Raw genomic sequence first — 17,667 nt, forward strand, 5'->3', positions numbered from 1 at the left:
AGCTTGGCTCTTTATTGCGTCATATGCCAACGAGTGTTCTAATGGTAAATATAAAAAATGCTCACGCTTACGATGAATTTAAGGAATTGTTTTCCATGTCCCAACATCAACCCACCTACTTCTTTTTCGACTACGAAACTTGGGGAGTAAGCCCTGCAAAAGACAGACCTTGTCAGTTTGCAGGTGTTCGCACTGACATGGATTTCAACATCATCGGCGAACCTCTGGTTATATACTGTCAACCACCTGCTGATTACCTGCCTTCTCCAGAAGCAGCGCTTATTACTGGTATTCTGCCTCAAACCGCTATCGAACAAGGTTTAAGTGAGCCTGAGTTCATTTCGCGCATTCATGCAGAACTGGCCACTCCGAATACCACAAGCCTCGGTTACAATAACATTCGCTTTGACGATGAAGTGACGCGCTACACCTGTTACCGAAACTTCATCGATCCGTATGCCTGGAGCTGGCAAAATGGCAACTCTCGCTGGGACCTTCTTGATGTCATGCGCGCTTGCCATGCGCTCAGACCAGAAGGTATTAACTGGCCTGAAAACGACGAAGGGTTCCCATCCTTTAAACTAGAGCACTTGTCGGTCGCTAATGGTATTGAACACGCTAACGCTCACGACGCAATGGCCGATGTCATCGCAACGATTGAACTCGCCAAAAAAGTAAAAGCAGCGCAGCCTAAGCTATTCGACTATTTTTACTCTATGCGCAACAAGCGTAAACTCAACGAGCTGGTTGATATCGTCAACATGACGCCTTTAATGCACGTCTCTGGTATGTTTGGCAAAGAATGTCAGTACACCAGCTGGGTAGTTCCAGTTGCATGGCACCCTACCAATCAAAACGCTGTCATTGTGGTCGATTTAGCCAAAGATCCCCAAGCCTTAATAGACCTGGACGTTGAGGCTTTACATCAACGCATGTACACCAAACACAGCGAACTTGAAGAAGGCGAACTTGCCGCGCCGATCAAACTGGTTCACATCAACAAGTGTCCAATTCTTGCGCCTGCAAAAACCTTGACGGCTGAAAATGCTGAGGCGATTGGCATTAATCGCGAACAATGTCTTGAGCATTTGGCATTAATTAAGAGCCACCCTGAACTTCGTGAAAAACTCATTGGGGTGTTTAGCATTGAGCGGGAGTATGAAAAAAGCGATAACGTTGACACGCAGCTTTATGACAGCTTTTTCTCACCAACGGATCGTGCGGCCATGGATATCATTCGCTCAGCTGATCCTTTGACGTTAGGGACACTAGATATCGAGTTAAGCGATCAAAGAATACTGCCTTTGCTATTTCGTTATAGAGCTCGTAACTTCCCGTGGACATTGGATGAGAATGAGCAAACCAAATGGGCTCTTCATTGTCGCGAGTACTTTGAGGAACGCATTGAGGACTACATGCTCAATTTAGAAAACTTAGTTCACGAACATGAAGGTGATGAAAGAAAGCTGTCTATTTTAAAATCTATCTATCGTTATGTTGAACGACTTGTCTCATAAGCGGTAAACATAAGAATCAGCAAAAGGCACTCGCCACAGACTAATGTCGTTAGTGCCATTTTTGTATTGCCACCATATCAGTACGCTATAAAGAAGGACCACATGCTAAAAAAACTGCTTCATTACGCCATCTCATTCGCACTGATTTTTGGATGCCTGTATCTCGGCAATACAATCCAATCTTTGCTGGGCGTTTCGATTCCTGGAAGCATCTTCGGCATGTTAATTCTGTTTGCAGCTCTAGCCAGTAATATTGTCCCGGTCAAATGGGTACAACCTGGAGCTCACACCTTCATCCGTTATATGATCCTATTGTTTGTGCCCGTTAGTGTTGGCTTAATGAATCATTTCGATACTTTGCTTGATAACGCGCTACCCATTTTGGCGAGTGCTATCGGCGGGACATTTATCGTCATGGTATGTTTAGCGGTATTTCTTGATCGCTTCTTGAAAGGGAGCGGCAAATAATGTGGTTACTGGTTACGATTGTCGTCTTCTTTTTCTCACGCTTTGTTAGTCAAAAAGTCAAACACCCACTTTGCAATCCCCTACTACTGAGCATTGTTATTATCATACCGATCCTCAGTGTTTTGAAAGTTCCATTTGATAGCTATTACGCTGACAATGAGTGGATAAGCTACTTACTGCAGCCTGCTGTTGTCGCTTTAGCTTACCCGCTATACGAACAACTCCCTCAAATTCGTGTTAATTGGCGAATCATCATGCTCGCCTGTGGCGTTGGTTCAATCGGGTCAATGTTTACTGCCACCACCATTGCGGTAATGCTTGGAGCGGATATGGATCTGATTGCTAGTTTACTTGGCAAGTCAGTCACCACACCTATCGCAATGGAGGTATCAAGCCACCTTGGTGGTGAGCCTGCAATTGCAGCGATCTTAGTACTATTAGTTGGGTTATTTGGCGCGATACTCGCCTACCCCATATACAGTTTATTGGGTGTCACTCATCCGATAGCTAAGGGCTTGACTATGGGTACCGTCTCTCATGCTCTTGGTACCGCTACTTGTGCAGAAAAAGATCCAAAGGATGCGGCTTATAGCTCTCTAGCTCTGGTTGTATGCGGCGTCATTACATCGATCCTCGCTCCGACCTTCTTCACTTTTGCCCTTTGGTTATCCCAATAACCTTAACGCCGCTCAGCGAATTCACCAGATCCGTTACTATAGCTAACGTTGTCTAGCCACTTCATACCTATTAATAGTTATGAAATGGCCATCATTCAGCAATTTCTGAAATACCTCTACGCTTGCGTTGTGTGACTTCACTCTAATTGTGCAACATACGCGCTCGTTACACACCAAAAAGGGATCGTGATCACTATATTATTCAGAGATACCTCTTACTATAGATTAAGTAGATCCAATACCTGATTGAGGATATTCCATGACAAGCCGTTTTGACGCCGCATTTAAAGAAATGCCTGCTGACGTCGTAAACTATTTAGCTCCTATCGTGACTGCATCCAATTTTGATGCAACACTCAGTGCCGAGCAATTCTCTGAGCTTCTTAAGATTTCGGAACTGAGCGACGATCAACTGCGCGTAGCATTACTTCCACTTGCTGCTGCATACTCCTATGCGCCAATCTCCGAGTTTTATGTTGGTGCGTTGGTTCGTGGATTATCTGGAAAACTCTATTTTGGCGCAAATATGGAAATCATTGGCGCACAGTTAGGCCAAACGGTTCACGCAGAACAATCAGCTATCAGCCATGCCTGGATGAAAGGTGAGACCGGGATTTCTGATATCACTATCAACTTCAGCCCTTGCGGTCACTGCCGTCAATTTATGAATGAGTTGACGACAGCACAAGAATTGATTGTACAACTGCCTGAACGTGAACCTAAATCACTACAAGAGTACTTACCTGAATCCTTTGGCCCAGCAGATATCGGTGTTACAGCAGCATTGATGAGCCCTGTCTCTCATCAAAAAACAACCGATGAAGCCAGTCCGTTGCTAATTAGCGCTGTTGCAGCATTAAACAAAAGCCACGCGCCATACACCAGTAATCTTAGCGGTGTGGCTATCGAGATGAGTGATGGCCGAGTCTACTGCGGTTCGTACGCAGAAAATGCAGCATTCAATCCAAGTTTACCACCACTGCAAGTTGCCTTTGTACTGCTCCTGCTTGATGGTCAGAAATTAGAGCATATTAAGTCTGCCGCGCTCGCTGAAGTAAGCGCTGGAAAGATAAGTCATCTGGCAGATACTCAATCAACGCTTGAAGCAATCAATCCAGATATACCGCTCGAATATACTTGCCTATAAAACCAACACTCTCCTAGCCATGTTATACCAGTGGCTAGGAGCTTTTTCTTCCTTCAATTTAGTCTGTAAATCTTCTTCGCGCAAACGTTTGCTTTATTTGGTAATTCCAGTATGATCTGCGGCAATTCTCCTCATTATTGTGTAAGGATCTCCTATGTTTGGTACTGCTACTCGCGAAAATGCTACTCGTGTATTGCTTCTTGGCTCTGGTGAGCTTGGAAAAGAAGTCGCTATCGAATGTCAACGACTTGGCCTAGAAGTTATCGCTTGTGATCGCTACGCTGATGCTCCGGCCATGCAAGTTGCTCACCGCAGCTATGTACTTGATATGCTTGACGGTGAAGCTCTGGAAGCGATCATCGAAAAAGAACAGCCTAGCTACGTTGTTCCTGAAATCGAAGCCATTGCAACCGACAAACTGGTTGAGCTTGAAAAGCAAGGTCTTAATGTCGTACCAACGGCTAAAGCGACAAAGCTGACCATGAACCGCGAAGGAATTCGTCGCCTTGCTGCAGAGGAGCTCGGCCTTAATACATCACCTTACCAATTTGCCGACAACTACGATGATTTCGCAGCGGCGGTTGAGCAAGTCGGCGTGCCATGTGTGGTAAAACCGGTAATGAGCTCTTCAGGTAAAGGGCAAAGCGTTATTAAGACAATCGACGACGTGGAGAGCGCATGGCAATATGCGCAAGAAGGCGGACGTACTGGTGCTGGTCGCGTGATCGTTGAAGGGTTTATCGACTTTGACTACGAGATCACCCTGCTAACAGTGCGCGCTGTCGATGGTGTGCATTTTTGTGCCCCAATTGGCCACCGCCAGGAAGATGGAGACTACCGTGAATCCTGGCAGCCTCAGGCAATGAGTTCTACTGCGCTAAAAGCAGCAGAATATACTGCAGAGCAGGTGGTAAATGCTTTGGGTGGTTTTGGCTTATTTGGTGTCGAGTTGTTTGTAAAAGGCGACAAAGTAATCTTCAATGAAGTTTCCCCACGCCCACATGATACAGGTATGGTGACATTGATTTCTCAGGAAATGTCTGAGTTTGCACTTCACGTTCGTGCGTTTACAGGAATGCCTGTTCACAACATCACCCAATACGGTCCTGCTGCATCAGCCGTTGTGTTGGGTCAGGGCACATCAAGCGACATTCGTTTTGAAGGTTTACAAGATGCTCTCGCCGCACCACAAACTCAATTAAGGTTGTTTGGTAAACCTGATATTGATGGCCGACGCCGATTAGCTGTTGCTTTGACGCGTAGAAAAACAGTTGAACAATCTATTGAAGATGCTATCGATTCAGCCAAAAAAGTGAAAGTGATTTACTAAGGTCTCATCACTGGCACGTAAACTTATTACGTGCCAGTGACTTACTTCTATCTATACCGCGCAATGGTGATCTCGATTAAGCATTATGCTCTATCAACCATACCTCTTCTGCAAAACGACTTAATCCCTTTTTGATTCTTGGATGTTCCGAACCAGCTTCGTCTCGCTCTAATCTTGTAACCGTAAACTCCGCCCCAAAGTGTTTGGTTACTTCACCCTCAGGAACGCTAAAAGGAGGACCCGCCATCTCATCTTGTACATAATCCAATGTTATCAAGAGAATTTTGCCCCCTTCTTTCAGAGAACTCTTAAGTTTATCTACATAACTCGCGCGAAGGTCCGCAGGCATTGCAATTAATGACGCTCTATCATAAATAAACTCAACAGGCTCTATGGGTACTCGAAAGTAGTCTCCGACATAGATATCCAATTCATCAAATTGATAGAGTTCATATTGCCCAGGAAGGGACGTGACTGTTGGTGTATAGAAATGTTCAGAGAAGAAGGAACGTACGGCTATTTGACTAAGTTCTACGCCAAAAACCTTATCATGCCTTTGAGCTAGCCAAACAAGGTCTTCGCTTTTGCCACACAAAGGGACAAATACGCATTGTTCGCGCGTAGGTGAAAGTTTGCTCCAATACTTAATTAATAATGGATTGACGTCTTCTAAATGAAAACCAATTTGATTTGCGGCCCACTTGTTATGCCACAGTTCAAAATCGTTCATGTTTGGTTCATCTCTTGTGATCAATACTAATGCTCACAGATACTACACCATCAATAGCAAAAGTCACAACGCACTCGCGATGGTAAAGACACTTACACCCCACCTATCGATGCGCAAGGTATGACAAAGCTCACAAATAAAAAAACGTATTGAAAATGCTATTGGGATACAGAAAAACATACCCATATAGTACTTAGAGAGTACTCCTAAACGTTACAGTCTTTTATGCACCCCGTTTTTGTAACGCCTGTAAAGGAGAGAGAATGAGCCTGTTTTTTAGAACAACGGCACTTATGCTATTGTTGCTCAGCCGCGCACCTGCATTTGCAGCACCGCTTAATCAATCGACTTCATCTTCAGCCAATGAAAATCAAAAGCAAAACGAAATTTGTCCAACCGTTTTCAAACATAGCCTAAGTGGCTTGTATGGCATTGATTCAATGAATCTTAACCTGGTTCAGCCATACAGCGACTTCGACATCCTCTATAGCAAATCTCATCAAGCACAGCACGAGTTGGAAACGATGTGCAAAAGTACAGCTCTACTTACTGGAACCGAAGCGCTGTTTTCGGGTATAAAGTCACGTGAGCGTGCCTACGAGAAGGTTCTCACTGAATTAAATGGAGAGAGCAATAAAATCACTGATATTGCAAGAGCAACACTGGTAGCAGACGACGTAAGCGCGTTAGTCGGCGCTTATGAGACCCTAAACAGAGAAGCAACCATCGTAAAAGTCAAAAACCGATTTAAAACACCTGGCCCATCAGGATATCGAGATCTTAATGTGTTGGTTAAACTGCCTAAGACAGGTGTGATTGCTGAAGTGCAATTGCACTTAAAAGCAATTGCCGATGTAAAGAGTGGCCCAGAACACGAGCTTTATGAAATCATTCAAAATATTGAACGAAAAGCCTTGGCAGAGAATCGAGCATTAAGTGAATTTGAAACTGCGCAAATTACGAGCTTGCGTCGACAGTCTTTCGAATTGTACCAAAATGCATGGCAGCCTTACATTACGACCAAAATACGAGCTGCTTAAAATGCGACGCTATAACAACAAAGACCACCCTAAGGTGGTCTTTTTGTTTAGCTTAGTCGACTTGTATATTTTCGACTCTTGCCTTTAGCTTTTGGCCGGGACGGAACGTGACTACGCGTCGAGCAGAAATTGGAATATCTTCTCCAGTCTTTGGATTTCGACCTGGTCGTTCGTTTTTATCACGTAAGTCAAAATTCCCAAAACCTGACAGTTTTACCTGTTCGCCACTTTCCAGTGCTTTTCTGATTTCTTCAAAAAACACTTCCACCGTATCCTTGGCATCCCGTTTACTGTAACCTAACTTTTCAAACAGGTTTTCAGCCAATTCGGCTTTTGTGAGCGCCATAAAACTCCCCTTAAAGCTGTTTCTAACCTTGCTACCTTGTTGGTAGCGCCAAACATTTCGTTCGACCAATCAACAACATAACGGCCCAACTTTGAAAAGTGTAAGCCAACCTTATGATTTTCGCCAACTTTTTTATTTCATGAAAATGTCAGAGGCATGTCACGAAAAAGTAGTCAAACTGGCCATAAGCGGCATTTAGCAACACTTAGCACCAGAAAAGACATTGAAACAGCGTATAAACCACCAAAATAAAAACAATAATCAGAATAAAAAACCAAGAAAAAAACTTACTATATTGTGACTAAAAACAATAATAAGACAAAATAAAATGATAAAAAACAGTAAGTTGCATAATAAATGAATATGAAACTAGTTTTAACTATAAAAGTATTTCAGACCTTGATTTTCCAAATTGACATAATTCACACGCATCCTCGATACTGTGGGTGATCCGAGTAAATAAGTAGATCGCCTGATGGTGAAAATCCCAATCACCAGGATTGGGATTAAGCCGAAGTGAGTCAGTTTCCTAGCGACCTTTGTTGAAAATCAGTCGAACCGCAATTAAAAAGCCAAGCCAAGTGAAGCCAACACTTCCTCCACTTCCACCCTGCTCTACAGTTTCATCAGTATTTTCATCAGGCCTGGTGTCTGTTAACTCACCAGTGCTAACCGTGATCATCAGGTCTGGGTTTAAGTACAGATAATCCAACTGGGATTCCGCAAACGTTCCGCTTTTGGTTGAGATAACCAACATACAACCTTCTAAACTGCTCAACTGAGAAGGACACTCATGACGGGCTTCAAAATAAGAATTGTCGTCAAAAGTTAGATTCTCTGTATCTAGGGTGATAGTACTGTCGGTAAAGTTCTGCACTGGAATACGAAATTCTCCATTAAATTGGGAGAAATCACTCTCTACAAAGATGAGTTTTGATGGGAAAGCAACCTTTCCAATCGTACGAATAAACCATTCTGTATAGGGCTCGAACTCATTAAAGCCTGATTGATAATTGTTTACACCATAATAGGATGCCGTTCCATACATTTCATCGCCCTTGTACAAAGGCGTTCCTGAATCTCCCGGTAGCACAGATTGCTCGACCAAAGCAGAGCTGATTTCGAAAAACGGCATGCCGGTCCAACGACAGTCGCTGTCGTTTTGCGTGCATTCTCTATAACCATTGACCTCAGCAAACATATGAGAAAATGAGTAACTAAAGTTCGCCTTAAGTAAATTGTCAGCGATTGGACCACCGACATTAGTCGCTCCCCACCCTTTAAAGGTAATCGTTTCATCCGGTGAAAGGTTATATTCACCTGATTCGAGCTCAAAACGCGGCGTAACGAGAGCGCCTGATATCTGAATAATGGGTTCAGCTAGCTTAATAATCGCGAGATCACGGTAATCAAAGTCCTGAATTTGAGTACAGCAAGCTTTGTTCGGATCATTTTTTAACTGTTGGATCTCTTCAGCGCTTATCGACATGATCGGGTTAGAGATCTGCAAACCATTATCAGTAAAGATACCCTCAACGTATTGCTGATAAGCTTGCTGCAAATAAGTAATTGTTTCTGCGTAGGTAAGATTATTTCGGGTATCAAATAGCTCAAATTCACGATAACTGAGCGCTACAGGCCTAAAAAGATCGACACCTTGCCTCACAACTACAAAGCCACTACTGTTTTCAAAACAGTGACTCGCAGAAATAATGAACTCTCCACCAATCAAGCCCCCACCACAGTATGTGTATGTGCCATCATTGGACTCTATTTCCAAATGGACTATCCAGTCTTTATATTCCGTTGGCGATACATTCTCTGTGCTACCACCAATCGCCGGACTAATATCAACCTGAGCTAATGCTGAATGAGTCGAAAACAAAAGCCCCATTAGCAATACAAAGTTTTTTAACACGTTACAGCACTCCATTGCGTAATTACTACTGGCTTATTATCCCAGCATCAATTTAATTAACAAAACTGCTTTTCCTAAATGAGAGTCAGTGCAAGTTTCTTTTTTATTGTTTTTATAATCACTTACATTACTACGAGCAAAAAAAATCCCAGCACAATGCTGGGATTTTCTCATTAGGTAAACTTTAACTAGTCACGTAGTGAAGCACCAAACTTCTCAGATACGTGTGCAACGATAGCGTCAACTGAGCCAGCGATGTCTGCATCTTCAAGTGTGCGTTCTACTGATTGAAGAGTTAATGCGATAGCTAAGCTCTTCTTGCCTTCTTCCACACCTTTGCCAACGTAAACATCGAACAGTTTAGCGTCTGTCAGGAACTCGCCACCAGCTGCGATACACGCTTCTACGATGTCGCCAGAAGCAACAGCTTCGTCAACGACCACTGCGATATCACGACGGTTTGCTGGGAACTTAGATACCGCTACGGCTTCTGGAAGCACGCGTGTATTAATAGCAGCCCATTCGATTTCGAATACGATAGTGCGGCCGTTAAGACCAAACTTACGCTCTAGTTCTGGGTGAACAGTACCAATGATACCCACTTCTTTGCCATCTACTACGATCGCCGCAGTTTGGCCTGGGTGAAGCGCCGGGTGCTTAGCGGCTTTGAAGCTGTATGCGATTTCGTTCGCTGAAAGCTCAAGAACCGCTTCTAGATCACCTTTAAGATCGAAGAAGTCGACAGTGCTAGTCGCCATATCCCAGTGCTCTTCGCCACGAGTACCAGAGATAACGCCCGCAAGCATCATTTCTTGGCGCATGCCGTTTTCAGCGGTTGCTTCAGGGATGAAACGTAGGCCAGATTCGAATAGACGAACGCGAGACTGTTGACGCTTCTGGTTATGAACCACTGTGTTTAGAAGACCTTGGATTAGGCCAAGACGCATTGCTGACATGTCCGCAGAGATTGGGAATGGCAGGATTAGCGGCTCAACACCAGGTACAACAAGCTTTTGCTGTTCTGGTTCTACGAAGCTGTATGTGATGGCTTCGTGGTAGCCACGGTCGACAAGAAGATCACGAACGCGCTTAAGCGGTTGGTCAGCTTCTTTATGGTCATTCATTTTAAGTGCCGCTTTAGGCGCTTGGTTTGGAATGTTATCGTAACCGTAGATACGACCGACTTCTTCAATTAGGTCTTGCTCGATTGCGATATCAAAACGCCAAGATGGAGACGTTGCCGTCCAACCAGCTTCTGTTGTCTCTACTTCACAGCCTAGACGAGTTAGGATTTCCACTACGTCTGTCGATGGGATTTCGTGACCGAGTAGGCTGTCTAGCTTAGCGCGACGTAGAGCAACGACGTTTGCTTTAGGAAGGTCTGCTTCAGATTCGCTACCGTTTACCGGAGCAACTTCACCGCCACAGATTTCAACGAGAAGCTGTGTTGCGCGCTCCATTGCCGCTGCTTGAAGTGTTGAATCAACACCACGTTCGAAACGTAGAGAAGAATCAGTGTGAAGGCCGTAAGCACGTGCGCGACCACGGATGTGATCCGGTGCGAAGAATGCTGCTTCAAGAAGGATGTCAGTTGTTTCAGTTGTAACACCAGACTCTTCACCACCAAAAATACCGGCAATCGCTAGCGCTTTATTGTGGTCCGCGATAACCAGTGTGTTGCTGTTTAGTTCAGCTTCGTTGCCATCAAGAAGAGTCAGTTTCTCTCCTTGCTCTGCTAGGCGAACTACGATGCCACCTTCAATCTTAGTAAGATCGAACGCGTGCATTGGTTGGCCTTGCTCTAGCATTACGTAGTTTGTGATATCAACAACAGGGTCAATTGAGCGAATGCCACAACGACGCAGTTTTTCTTGCATCCAAATTGGAGATTCTGCTTTCACGTTTACGTTCTTTACCACACGGCCAAGGTAACGTGGACATGCATCCGTTGCTTTGATTTCAACAGATACAGTATCTTCAATGCTTGTTGCAACAGCTTCAACTGTTGGTTCTGTAACGTCTGCGCGGTTTAGAACGCCAACTTCGCGAGCAAGACCACGGATGCTGAAGCAATCTGCGCGGTTTGCTGTTAGGTCTACGTCTATAGTGACGTCGTTAAGCTCTAGAAGCTCACGAACGTCCAACCCTAGCGTTGTGCCTTCTGGCAGCTCAAGGATGCCGTCTGACTCTACGTCGATACCTAGCTCGGAGAAAGAACAAAGCATGCCGTGCGATGGAACGCCACGTAGTTTCGCTTTCTTGATTTTGAAGTCACCAGGCAGCACTGCGCCAACAGTTGCAACTGCTACAGTAAGGCCAAGACGACAGTTAGAAGCACCACATACGATGTCTAACAGCTCTTTATTACCGTCAGCATCAACCGCGCCGATATCAATTTTTGTTACTTGAAGTTTATCTGCGTCTGGGTGCTGACCGCACTCAACCACTTTACCCACTTTAACACCGGTGAATTCACCCGCTACAGGGGCTACTTCATCGACTTCCAAACCAGCCATAGTGATTTGGTGAGCTAGCTCTTCGCTGTTAATTGCAGGTTTAACCCACTCGCGTAGCCAAGATTCACTGAATTTCATAGTTTTGACTGCCCCGGATTACTTGAATTGTTTAAGGAAACGAAGGTCGTTCTCGAAGAACGCACGAAGATCATTTACGCCGTAACGAAGCATCGTTAGACGCTCTACACCCATACCGAATGCAAAACCAGAGTATTTCTCAGGATCGATACCAACAGAGCGAAGTACGTTAGGGTGAACCATGCCACAACCTAGAACCTCTAGCCATTTGCCATCTTTACGTTTCACGTCCACTTCAGCTGAAGGCTCTGTGAACGGGAAGAATGAAGGACGGAAACGAACTTCAACTTCTTCTTCAAAGAAGTTACAAAGGAAGTCGTTAAGAATGCCTTTGAGCTGTGCGAAGTTGACGTTCTCATCAACTAACATACCTTCCACTTGGTGGAACATTGGCGTGTGAGTTTGATCGTAATCGTTACGGTAAACACGACCCGGAGCGATGAAACGGAAAGGCGGTTTGCCGTTTTCCATCGTACGAATTTGAACACCAGAGGTGTGCGTACGTAGCATTAGATCAGGATTAAAGAAGAAAGTATCGTGATCAGTACGAGCTGGGTGATCGTCCGCGATATTCAATGCATCAAAGTTGTGGAATGCATCTTCGATCTCAGGACCAGACTCAGTATTAAAACCAAGCTCACCAAAGAACTGTTCAATACGCTCAACCGTACGAGTCACTGGGTGAAGACCACCATTCTCAATGCGACGACCAGGCAGGCTCACATCGATAGTTTCTTCAGCCAATTTCGCTTCAAGCTCGGCACGTTGCAATGCGTCTTTGCGAGCGGCGATCGCTTGTTGAACAGAACCTTTCGCTTTGTTGATCTCTTGACCAGCAGTGCGACGTTCTTCAGGTGGTAGTTTACCTAGGCTTTGAAGCTGTGAAGTTAGTTCACCTTTTTTACCTAAATACTGAACTCGCACTTCATCAAGTGCGACTAACGAATCTGCTGTATCGATAGCAGTCGTTGCATTAGCAATGATCTCTTCTAGATGTTGCATCGTTTCCTCATCTACCTGTAGGTAGTATCCATAAAGGAGTGATTGGTATTTTTAATAGCTGTACATAGTAATCAAACACGCCCTCAAAGCCAAATTGAATTGCCAAATGAACGGGTTATTGGTGAAAAAAAAATCACATTAGGATAAATCCTCTGTAAATCACGGCAAATTTGTCGCAATAGGCCACCTTAGCCGTCAAAAAAAACCAGAACCCTGAATCGTCATTGATCTAAGGCTAGAGAATCATCGCCTGACTCCCTAGGCCGTAAATACTGTCTCCGAATAACAGAAATTAGTAATAAAACCTTATAGTTGCGCAATTTCGATCCTGTGCTAAACCTTACTAATGAATTGAATTAGTCGAAGGGGTTCTATGAGCGTCTCAAAAAAGAAAGTTCTCGTTTTATATGCTCACCCGTCCCAAAGGCGCTCAGAGGTCAATCAAGTACTGTTTACCGACGCTCAAGCTATTGATGGCGTCACGACAATTGATCTTTATTTCGAATACCCCACATACAATATCGATATCGACAAAGAGCAACAACGGCTGCTTGATCATGACGTGATCATCTTCCAATTCCCACTCTACTGGTATTCCACTCCTTCAATACTCAAAGAGTGGCAAGATCTGGTCCTAGAATACGGTTTTGCTTACGGTCAAGGGGGCGACGCGCTGCAAGATAAAGTGTTCTTATGTGCGATTACTGCAGGCGGTAAAGAAGACGCCTATCAAACGGATGGCTATAACCACTTCACTATTCGAGAGCTACTCCAACCTCTAGAGCAAATGGCCACATTAACTCACATGATCTACTTGCCTCCCTTTGCACTGTTTGGTTCACGTACAGCTATAGAAGACAATACCATTGCCCAGCACCGCCTTCGCTGGCAAGAATTACTCTCCCTATTGGTCTGTGGCGAATTGGATATTGAGGAAGCCAAACCTCTCGCCAAACTCAAACACTACTGGCGAAAAGACACGCCAAATAATAGTGAGGTCTCATCATGACCGGTTATTTCCTGCAAGCATTCATCTACTTGGTAGCCGCAGTTATTGCTGTCCCAATTGCCAAGAGGTTAGGTTTGGGCTCGGTGCTTGGCTACCTCATCGCCGGTGTGGTTATCGGCCCCATCATCGGTTTGGTTGGTGAAGAAACCACCACCATTCAACATTTCGCTGAATTTGGCGTGGTTATGATGCTGTTCCTCGTCGGCTTAGAGCTTGAGCCTAAAATGCTTTGGGCAATGAGACATCGCTTAATGGGACTTGGGGGTTTTCAAGTGGGCGGAACCGCGGCTGTGGTGATGGGGATTGCAATCTTATTTGGACAAAACTGGAGCATAGCGCTGAGCATTGGCTTGATCTTCGCGCTGTCCTCAACGGCAATTGTACTGCAAACCTTTCATGAGAAAGGGCTCTCTAAAACTGAAGGTGGAAAAAATGCATTCTCAGTACTCTTGTTTCAAGACATTGCCGTTATCCCTATGCTGGCCTTTATCCCTTTACTTGCTTTACCTGAATTGGTTGAAAAAGCACAATCAGCAGCAAACACTGTGGCAGAGCATCACGACGAAATGAGTTTAGTTGCCGGCCTTCCTGGCTGGGCTTACGGCATCGTGATAACGCTATCTATTGCTGTCGTTGTGGTTGGAGGCCACTATCTAAGCCGTCCACTATTTCGCTTTGTCGCCTCTTCGGGACTCAGAGAAATATTCACCGCAACGGCATTAATGCTGGTGATTGGTATAGCCGCTTTGATGAGCCTAGTCGGGCTTTCTCCTGCCCTTGGTACATTTTTGGCCGGTGTTGTTCTTGCCAACAGTGAATTTAGACATGAGCTTGAATCCAATATAGACCCCTTTAAAGGCTTATTGCTTGGCCTATTCTTCATCACGGTTGGTGCTGGTATCAATTTTGGTATTTTGTTCAGCGATTTCTTCATTATGATCGGGCTCACTCTTGGTGTCATGCTTATCAAGGCTGGGGTTCTGTATTGTCTGGCCATCGCTTTCAAAATACGTAACAGCGATCGCTGGCTATTCACCCTTAGCCTTGCTCAAGCTGGTGAGTTTGGCTTCGTGTTATTAAGCTTTTCGGTGCAAAACCACGTTATCCCGACAGAGATTGCTCAAACCCTTTCCCTCGTCGTCGCGCTATCTATGTTCTTAACCCCTGGCCTATTTATCCTATTTGACAAAGTTATTTTGCCTAAGTTTGAGAAAGACAGTAATGACAGAGAAGCAGACGATGTCGATGAGGTCGGTACGGTTTTGATCGCCGGCATTGGGCGTTTTGGACAAATCATTAATCGTTTACTCGTAGCCAATGATGTGAATACCGTCGTTTTAGATATTCGTGCCGAGCAAGTCGACCTACTCAGGCAAATAGAAACCAAAGCCTACTTTGGTGATGCGACTCAGCCGGATATGCTACACACCGCCGGCATAGAAAATGTGAAACTGCTGGTTATCGCCATCGATAATAGTGACTCTAGTGTTGAACTCGTCAAATACGTCAAGCACACCTACCCGCATGTGAAAATATTAGCCCGTGCTTACGATCGTGGTCATAGTTATCGCCTAAGACAAGCAGGTGCCGACTATATCGAGTCAGAAACTTATCACTCAGCATTAGAGCTCGGCTCAAAAGCAATGCGCTGCCTAGGTTTTCACCCCTTCTTTGTCGAACAACAAAAAACCATCTACAAAACGATAGAAAATAAGCAGTCGGATACTTTGTATCAGGCGTGGAAAAACGTCGCAGAAGGCGAGCGATTTGATAATAACTATCGTGAGCTGTTCATGGAGTTAGAGGATTTGATACAAGATGCAATGAAGGTCGATCGCAACGACAAACACTCCAGAGAACGAGGCTGGACACCACCACCAAAGGGATATGCCGACAACGTTCATCAAACTGATCAGCCGAAAGAGTAGGTTCGTACTGGTCTAAGTTCATGATGAAACGTACAATGCCAAAATCAGTCAGTAATGTTTGCGCATTAACGCGCACGATTACTGTTCATTCTTTTGTGTTTGGAAATCCCTTTGACTAACGATACTCGCAAGCTTGCCAAACAATTATTTCACATGACGTGGCCAATGTTGTTTGGCGTGTTGTCGTTAATGAGCTTCCAACTGGTAGACAGTGCTTTTATCGGTCAACTTGGTGTATTACCCCTTGCAGCACAAGGCTTTACCTTACCAATGCAAATGGTGATCATCGGTATTCAGGTAGGTTTAGGCATTGCAACCACGGCAATTATTTCACGGGCAATAGGTGCAGGAAATTCAACTTACGCAAAACAACTTGGCGGGGTCATTCTTCTTTTTGGCAGCTTAGGTATTGGCATCATCACCCTGCTCATATGGTTACTCCGTTACCAAATCCTTGCACTTCTCAGTGCCCCCGATACGATTTACCCCGTCATCGATAGTTATTGGCCATATTGGTTAGTCAGTGCGTGGGTGGGCGCAGTACTTTATTTTTATTACAGCGTCTGTCGCTCTAACGGTAATACCATGCTGCCTGGAGCAATGATGGTCGTGACTAGTGTGATTAACCTATTGCTGGATCCGCTCTTTATCTTCACTCTCGATCTCGGCATCAATGGAGCGGCTATCGCAACCATTGTCTCGTTTTCTCTTGGTATCGTAATTGTCGCACCCAAGGTAATCACAAAACATTGGGCAAGCTTTGATTGGCAAGGGCTCGATTTAAAGGCCAGTTTAAAGTCAATTGGCCATATCATGGGCCCCGCGATGATAAGTCAATTATTGCCACCGCTATCATCTATGCTGGCCACTAAGCTCATCGCCTCCTATGGAGCAGCGGCAGTTGCAGCATGGGCATTGGCGTCGCGTGTTGAATTCTTCTCTATCGTGACGGTGTTAGCACTGACCATGTCAATGCCACCTATGATTGGCAAGCTTTTAGGAGCCCAGAATTTTTCGGATATTCATCGATTAATCAAAATCGCTGTCGTGTATATCTTGGGCTTTCAAGCTGTTGTCGCACTGATCTCTTACCTATTTGCTACACCACTTGCTGCAGTAATGACAAGTGATAGCAATGTTGAGTATATCTTGAGCTATCACCTTGCACTTGTCCCTTTTAGCCTGGGGCCACTCGGCGTTTGTATGCTAATGGTATCAACCACAAATGCACTTGGAAAACCGCTGTCAGCACTGACAATATCGGCCTTGCGACTGTTTGTGTTCTTTCTTCCTTGTTTATGGTTAGGAGCACAGTGGTTCGACATCGAGGGTATTTTTGTGGGTGCATTTATTGGAAACATAGCGGCAGGGATTATGGCCTGGTTACTCTACCGCAAGGCAATGAAACAACTCAATCGGGCTTGATAGGAAGAGCCGATCACCACCTCGTTACGAAACCCATTTTTGTAAAAGCTCTGGTAACTCATTTAGGCTGGAGATCGAATCAACATGTTTTACACCCCGTGAGCCTGAGTGGTTTAGCCAAATGGCATTAAGCCCAGACTCTAAAGCTGAGGCTATATCCTTTTCGTAGTTATCACCGATCATCGTCAGTGTGTGAGGTGCACAGTCTAGTTTCTTGGCAATCGCTTGATAAAAGGGCTTTGTTCCCTTGCTTAAACCCAAATTGTCATAGCAAAAATAACCGCTAATAAACACATCAAGTCCAACTCTTTTAAACGCTTCTCGAATCTCTGACTCATTGGAGTCTTGAGCGCTGGTCGCAATGTAGATCGGGTATCTCTTCGCCAGAATTTGAAGTGTTTCTAGCGCGAAGGGACACGCCTCAACACAAGGCCAGTCTTTCATTTTTCCTTGCTCATGACCAAAATCCATCATCAAAGTATTACCCCAGTCAAACAACAACGCGTTGCTGACAACCTTACTCGCTATCATTATTT

Annotated in this window: 15 protein-coding genes; 9 read left to right on the top strand and 6 right to left on the bottom strand. The window is 44.8% G+C overall.

Features of this window, described 5'->3' with window-relative positions; translation table 11 throughout:
• The first annotated feature begins 95 nt into the window (after positions 1-95).
• From sbcB to purT, 5 genes are all read left to right on the top strand, one after another.
• Positions 96-1,517: an exodeoxyribonuclease I gene (gene sbcB / locus LNL84_RS07505; protein ID WP_244356449.1), complete on the top strand. Its 1,422-nt coding sequence runs from the start codon at positions 96-98 to the stop codon at positions 1,515-1,517.
• Positions 1,518-1,619: 102 nt separating this feature from the next.
• Positions 1,620-1,985 (top strand): CidA/LrgA family protein, encoded by a 366-nt coding sequence (locus LNL84_RS07510; RefSeq protein ID WP_244356451.1) that lies wholly within the window; start codon positions 1,620-1,622, stop codon positions 1,983-1,985.
• Positions 1,985-2,662, top strand: a complete 678-nt coding sequence (locus tag LNL84_RS07515) for a CidB/LrgB family autolysis modulator (RefSeq protein ID WP_244356453.1) — start codon at positions 1,985-1,987, stop codon at positions 2,660-2,662. Before LNL84_RS07510 ends, LNL84_RS07515 begins: the two co-directional genes overlap by 1 nt.
• A 259-nt stretch (positions 2,663-2,921) precedes the next feature.
• Positions 2,922-3,809: a cytidine deaminase gene (cdd, locus tag LNL84_RS07520; protein WP_244356455.1), complete on the top strand. Its 888-nt coding sequence runs from the start codon at positions 2,922-2,924 to the stop codon at positions 3,807-3,809.
• A 154-nt stretch (positions 3,810-3,963) separates the two neighbouring features.
• Positions 3,964-5,139 (top strand): formate-dependent phosphoribosylglycinamide formyltransferase, encoded by a 1,176-nt coding sequence (gene purT / locus LNL84_RS07525; protein ID WP_244356458.1) that lies wholly within the window; start codon positions 3,964-3,966, stop codon positions 5,137-5,139.
• 76 nt (positions 5,140-5,215) lie between these two features.
• Here the strand turns inward: purT and LNL84_RS07530 are convergent, their stop codons facing one another.
• A complete protein-coding gene (locus LNL84_RS07530) occupies positions 5,216-5,869 on the bottom strand; it encodes a thiopurine S-methyltransferase (RefSeq protein WP_244356460.1) in 654 nt (217 codons plus the stop codon).
• A 263-nt stretch (positions 5,870-6,132) separates the two neighbouring features.
• On the opposite strand from LNL84_RS07530, the gene LNL84_RS07535 reads away from it, so the two are divergent.
• Positions 6,133-6,909 (top strand): RelA/SpoT domain-containing protein, encoded by a 777-nt coding sequence (locus LNL84_RS07535; RefSeq protein ID WP_244356462.1) that lies wholly within the window; start codon positions 6,133-6,135, stop codon positions 6,907-6,909.
• A 52-nt stretch (positions 6,910-6,961) separates the two neighbouring features.
• Here the strand turns inward: LNL84_RS07535 and ihfA are convergent, their stop codons facing one another.
• From ihfA to pheS, 4 genes are all read right to left on the bottom strand, one after another.
• Complete coding sequence (gene ihfA / locus LNL84_RS07540; protein ID WP_244356464.1) at positions 6,962-7,255, bottom strand: integration host factor subunit alpha; 294 nt, start codon at positions 7,253-7,255, stop codon at positions 6,962-6,964.
• Positions 7,256-7,784: 529 nt separating this feature from the next.
• Complete coding sequence (locus tag LNL84_RS07545; protein ID WP_244356466.1) at positions 7,785-9,173, bottom strand: trypsin-like serine protease; 1,389 nt, start codon at positions 9,171-9,173, stop codon at positions 7,785-7,787.
• A 188-nt stretch (positions 9,174-9,361) separates the two neighbouring features.
• The gene (pheT, locus tag LNL84_RS07550; protein WP_244356468.1) at positions 9,362-11,767 is read right to left on the bottom strand and encodes a phenylalanine--tRNA ligase subunit beta; all 2,406 of its coding nucleotides are present in this window, start codon (positions 11,765-11,767) and stop codon (positions 9,362-9,364) included.
• 18 nt (positions 11,768-11,785) lie between these two features.
• Positions 11,786-12,769 carry a phenylalanine--tRNA ligase subunit alpha gene (gene pheS, locus LNL84_RS07555; RefSeq protein ID WP_244356470.1) on the bottom strand — a complete coding sequence of 328 codons (984 nt, stop codon included), beginning with the start codon at positions 12,767-12,769 and terminating at the stop codon, positions 11,786-11,788.
• Positions 12,770-13,142: 373 nt separating this feature from the next.
• On the opposite strand from pheS, the gene LNL84_RS07560 reads away from it, so the two are divergent.
• The 3 genes from LNL84_RS07560 (at position 13,143) to LNL84_RS07570 (ending at position 17,131) form a co-directional block, all read left to right on the top strand.
• Positions 13,143-13,778, top strand: a complete 636-nt coding sequence (locus LNL84_RS07560; RefSeq protein ID WP_244356472.1) for an NAD(P)H-dependent oxidoreductase — start codon at positions 13,143-13,145, stop codon at positions 13,776-13,778.
• The gene (locus LNL84_RS07565) at positions 13,775-15,706 is read left to right on the top strand and encodes a monovalent cation:proton antiporter-2 (CPA2) family protein (protein WP_244356474.1); all 1,932 of its coding nucleotides are present in this window, start codon (positions 13,775-13,777) and stop codon (positions 15,704-15,706) included. The genes LNL84_RS07560 and LNL84_RS07565 overlap by 4 nt, the downstream gene beginning before the upstream one ends.
• 153 nt (positions 15,707-15,859) lie before the next feature.
• A complete protein-coding gene (locus LNL84_RS07570) occupies positions 15,860-17,131 on the top strand; it encodes an MATE family efflux transporter (protein ID WP_244356638.1) in 1,272 nt (423 codons plus the stop codon).
• 24 nt (positions 17,132-17,155) lie between these two features.
• On the opposite strand, the gene LNL84_RS07575 is transcribed toward LNL84_RS07570, so the two are convergent.
• On the bottom strand, positions 17,156-17,662 hold the full coding sequence (locus tag LNL84_RS07575; RefSeq protein ID WP_244356476.1) for an HAD family hydrolase: 507 nt from the start codon (positions 17,660-17,662) through the stop codon (positions 17,156-17,158).
• Positions 17,663-17,667 lie beyond the last annotated feature (5 nt).

The sequence above is a fragment of the Vibrio gelatinilyticus genome (genome assembly GCF_022836845.1).
Lineage (GTDB): Bacteria > Pseudomonadota > Gammaproteobacteria > Enterobacterales > Vibrionaceae > Vibrio > Vibrio gelatinilyticus.

What these genes read in the sequence shown, in the direction of transcription:
- sbcB (WP_244356449.1), top strand. Translation starts at nt 96, where the DNA reads ATGTCCCAACATCAACCCACCTACTTCTTTTTCGACTACGAAACTTGG.
- LNL84_RS07510 (WP_244356451.1), top strand. Translation starts at nt 1,620, where the DNA reads ATGCTAAAAAAACTGCTTCATTACGCCATCTCATTCGCACTGATTTTT.
- LNL84_RS07515 (WP_244356453.1), top strand. Translation starts at nt 1,985, where the DNA reads ATGTGGTTACTGGTTACGATTGTCGTCTTCTTTTTCTCACGCTTTGTT.
- cdd (WP_244356455.1), top strand. Translation starts at nt 2,922, where the DNA reads ATGACAAGCCGTTTTGACGCCGCATTTAAAGAAATGCCTGCTGACGTC.
- purT (WP_244356458.1), top strand. Translation starts at nt 3,964, where the DNA reads ATGTTTGGTACTGCTACTCGCGAAAATGCTACTCGTGTATTGCTTCTT.
- LNL84_RS07530 (WP_244356460.1), bottom strand. Translation starts at nt 5,869, where the DNA reads ATGAACGATTTTGAACTGTGGCATAACAAGTGGGCCGCAAATCAAATT.
- LNL84_RS07535 (WP_244356462.1), top strand. Translation starts at nt 6,133, where the DNA reads ATGAGCCTGTTTTTTAGAACAACGGCACTTATGCTATTGTTGCTCAGC.
- ihfA (WP_244356464.1), bottom strand. Translation starts at nt 7,255, where the DNA reads ATGGCGCTCACAAAAGCCGAATTGGCTGAAAACCTGTTTGAAAAGTTA.
- pheT (WP_244356468.1), bottom strand. Translation starts at nt 11,767, where the DNA reads ATGAAATTCAGTGAATCTTGGCTACGCGAGTGGGTTAAACCTGCAATT.
- pheS (WP_244356470.1), bottom strand. Translation starts at nt 12,769, where the DNA reads ATGCAACATCTAGAAGAGATCATTGCTAATGCAACGACTGCTATCGAT.
- LNL84_RS07560 (WP_244356472.1), top strand. Translation starts at nt 13,143, where the DNA reads ATGAGCGTCTCAAAAAAGAAAGTTCTCGTTTTATATGCTCACCCGTCC.
- LNL84_RS07565 (WP_244356474.1), top strand. Translation starts at nt 13,775, where the DNA reads ATGACCGGTTATTTCCTGCAAGCATTCATCTACTTGGTAGCCGCAGTT.
- LNL84_RS07570 (WP_244356638.1), top strand. Translation starts at nt 15,860, where the DNA reads ATGACGTGGCCAATGTTGTTTGGCGTGTTGTCGTTAATGAGCTTCCAA.
- LNL84_RS07575 (WP_244356476.1), bottom strand. Translation starts at nt 17,662, where the DNA reads ATGATAGCGAGTAAGGTTGTCAGCAACGCGTTGTTGTTTGACTGGGGT.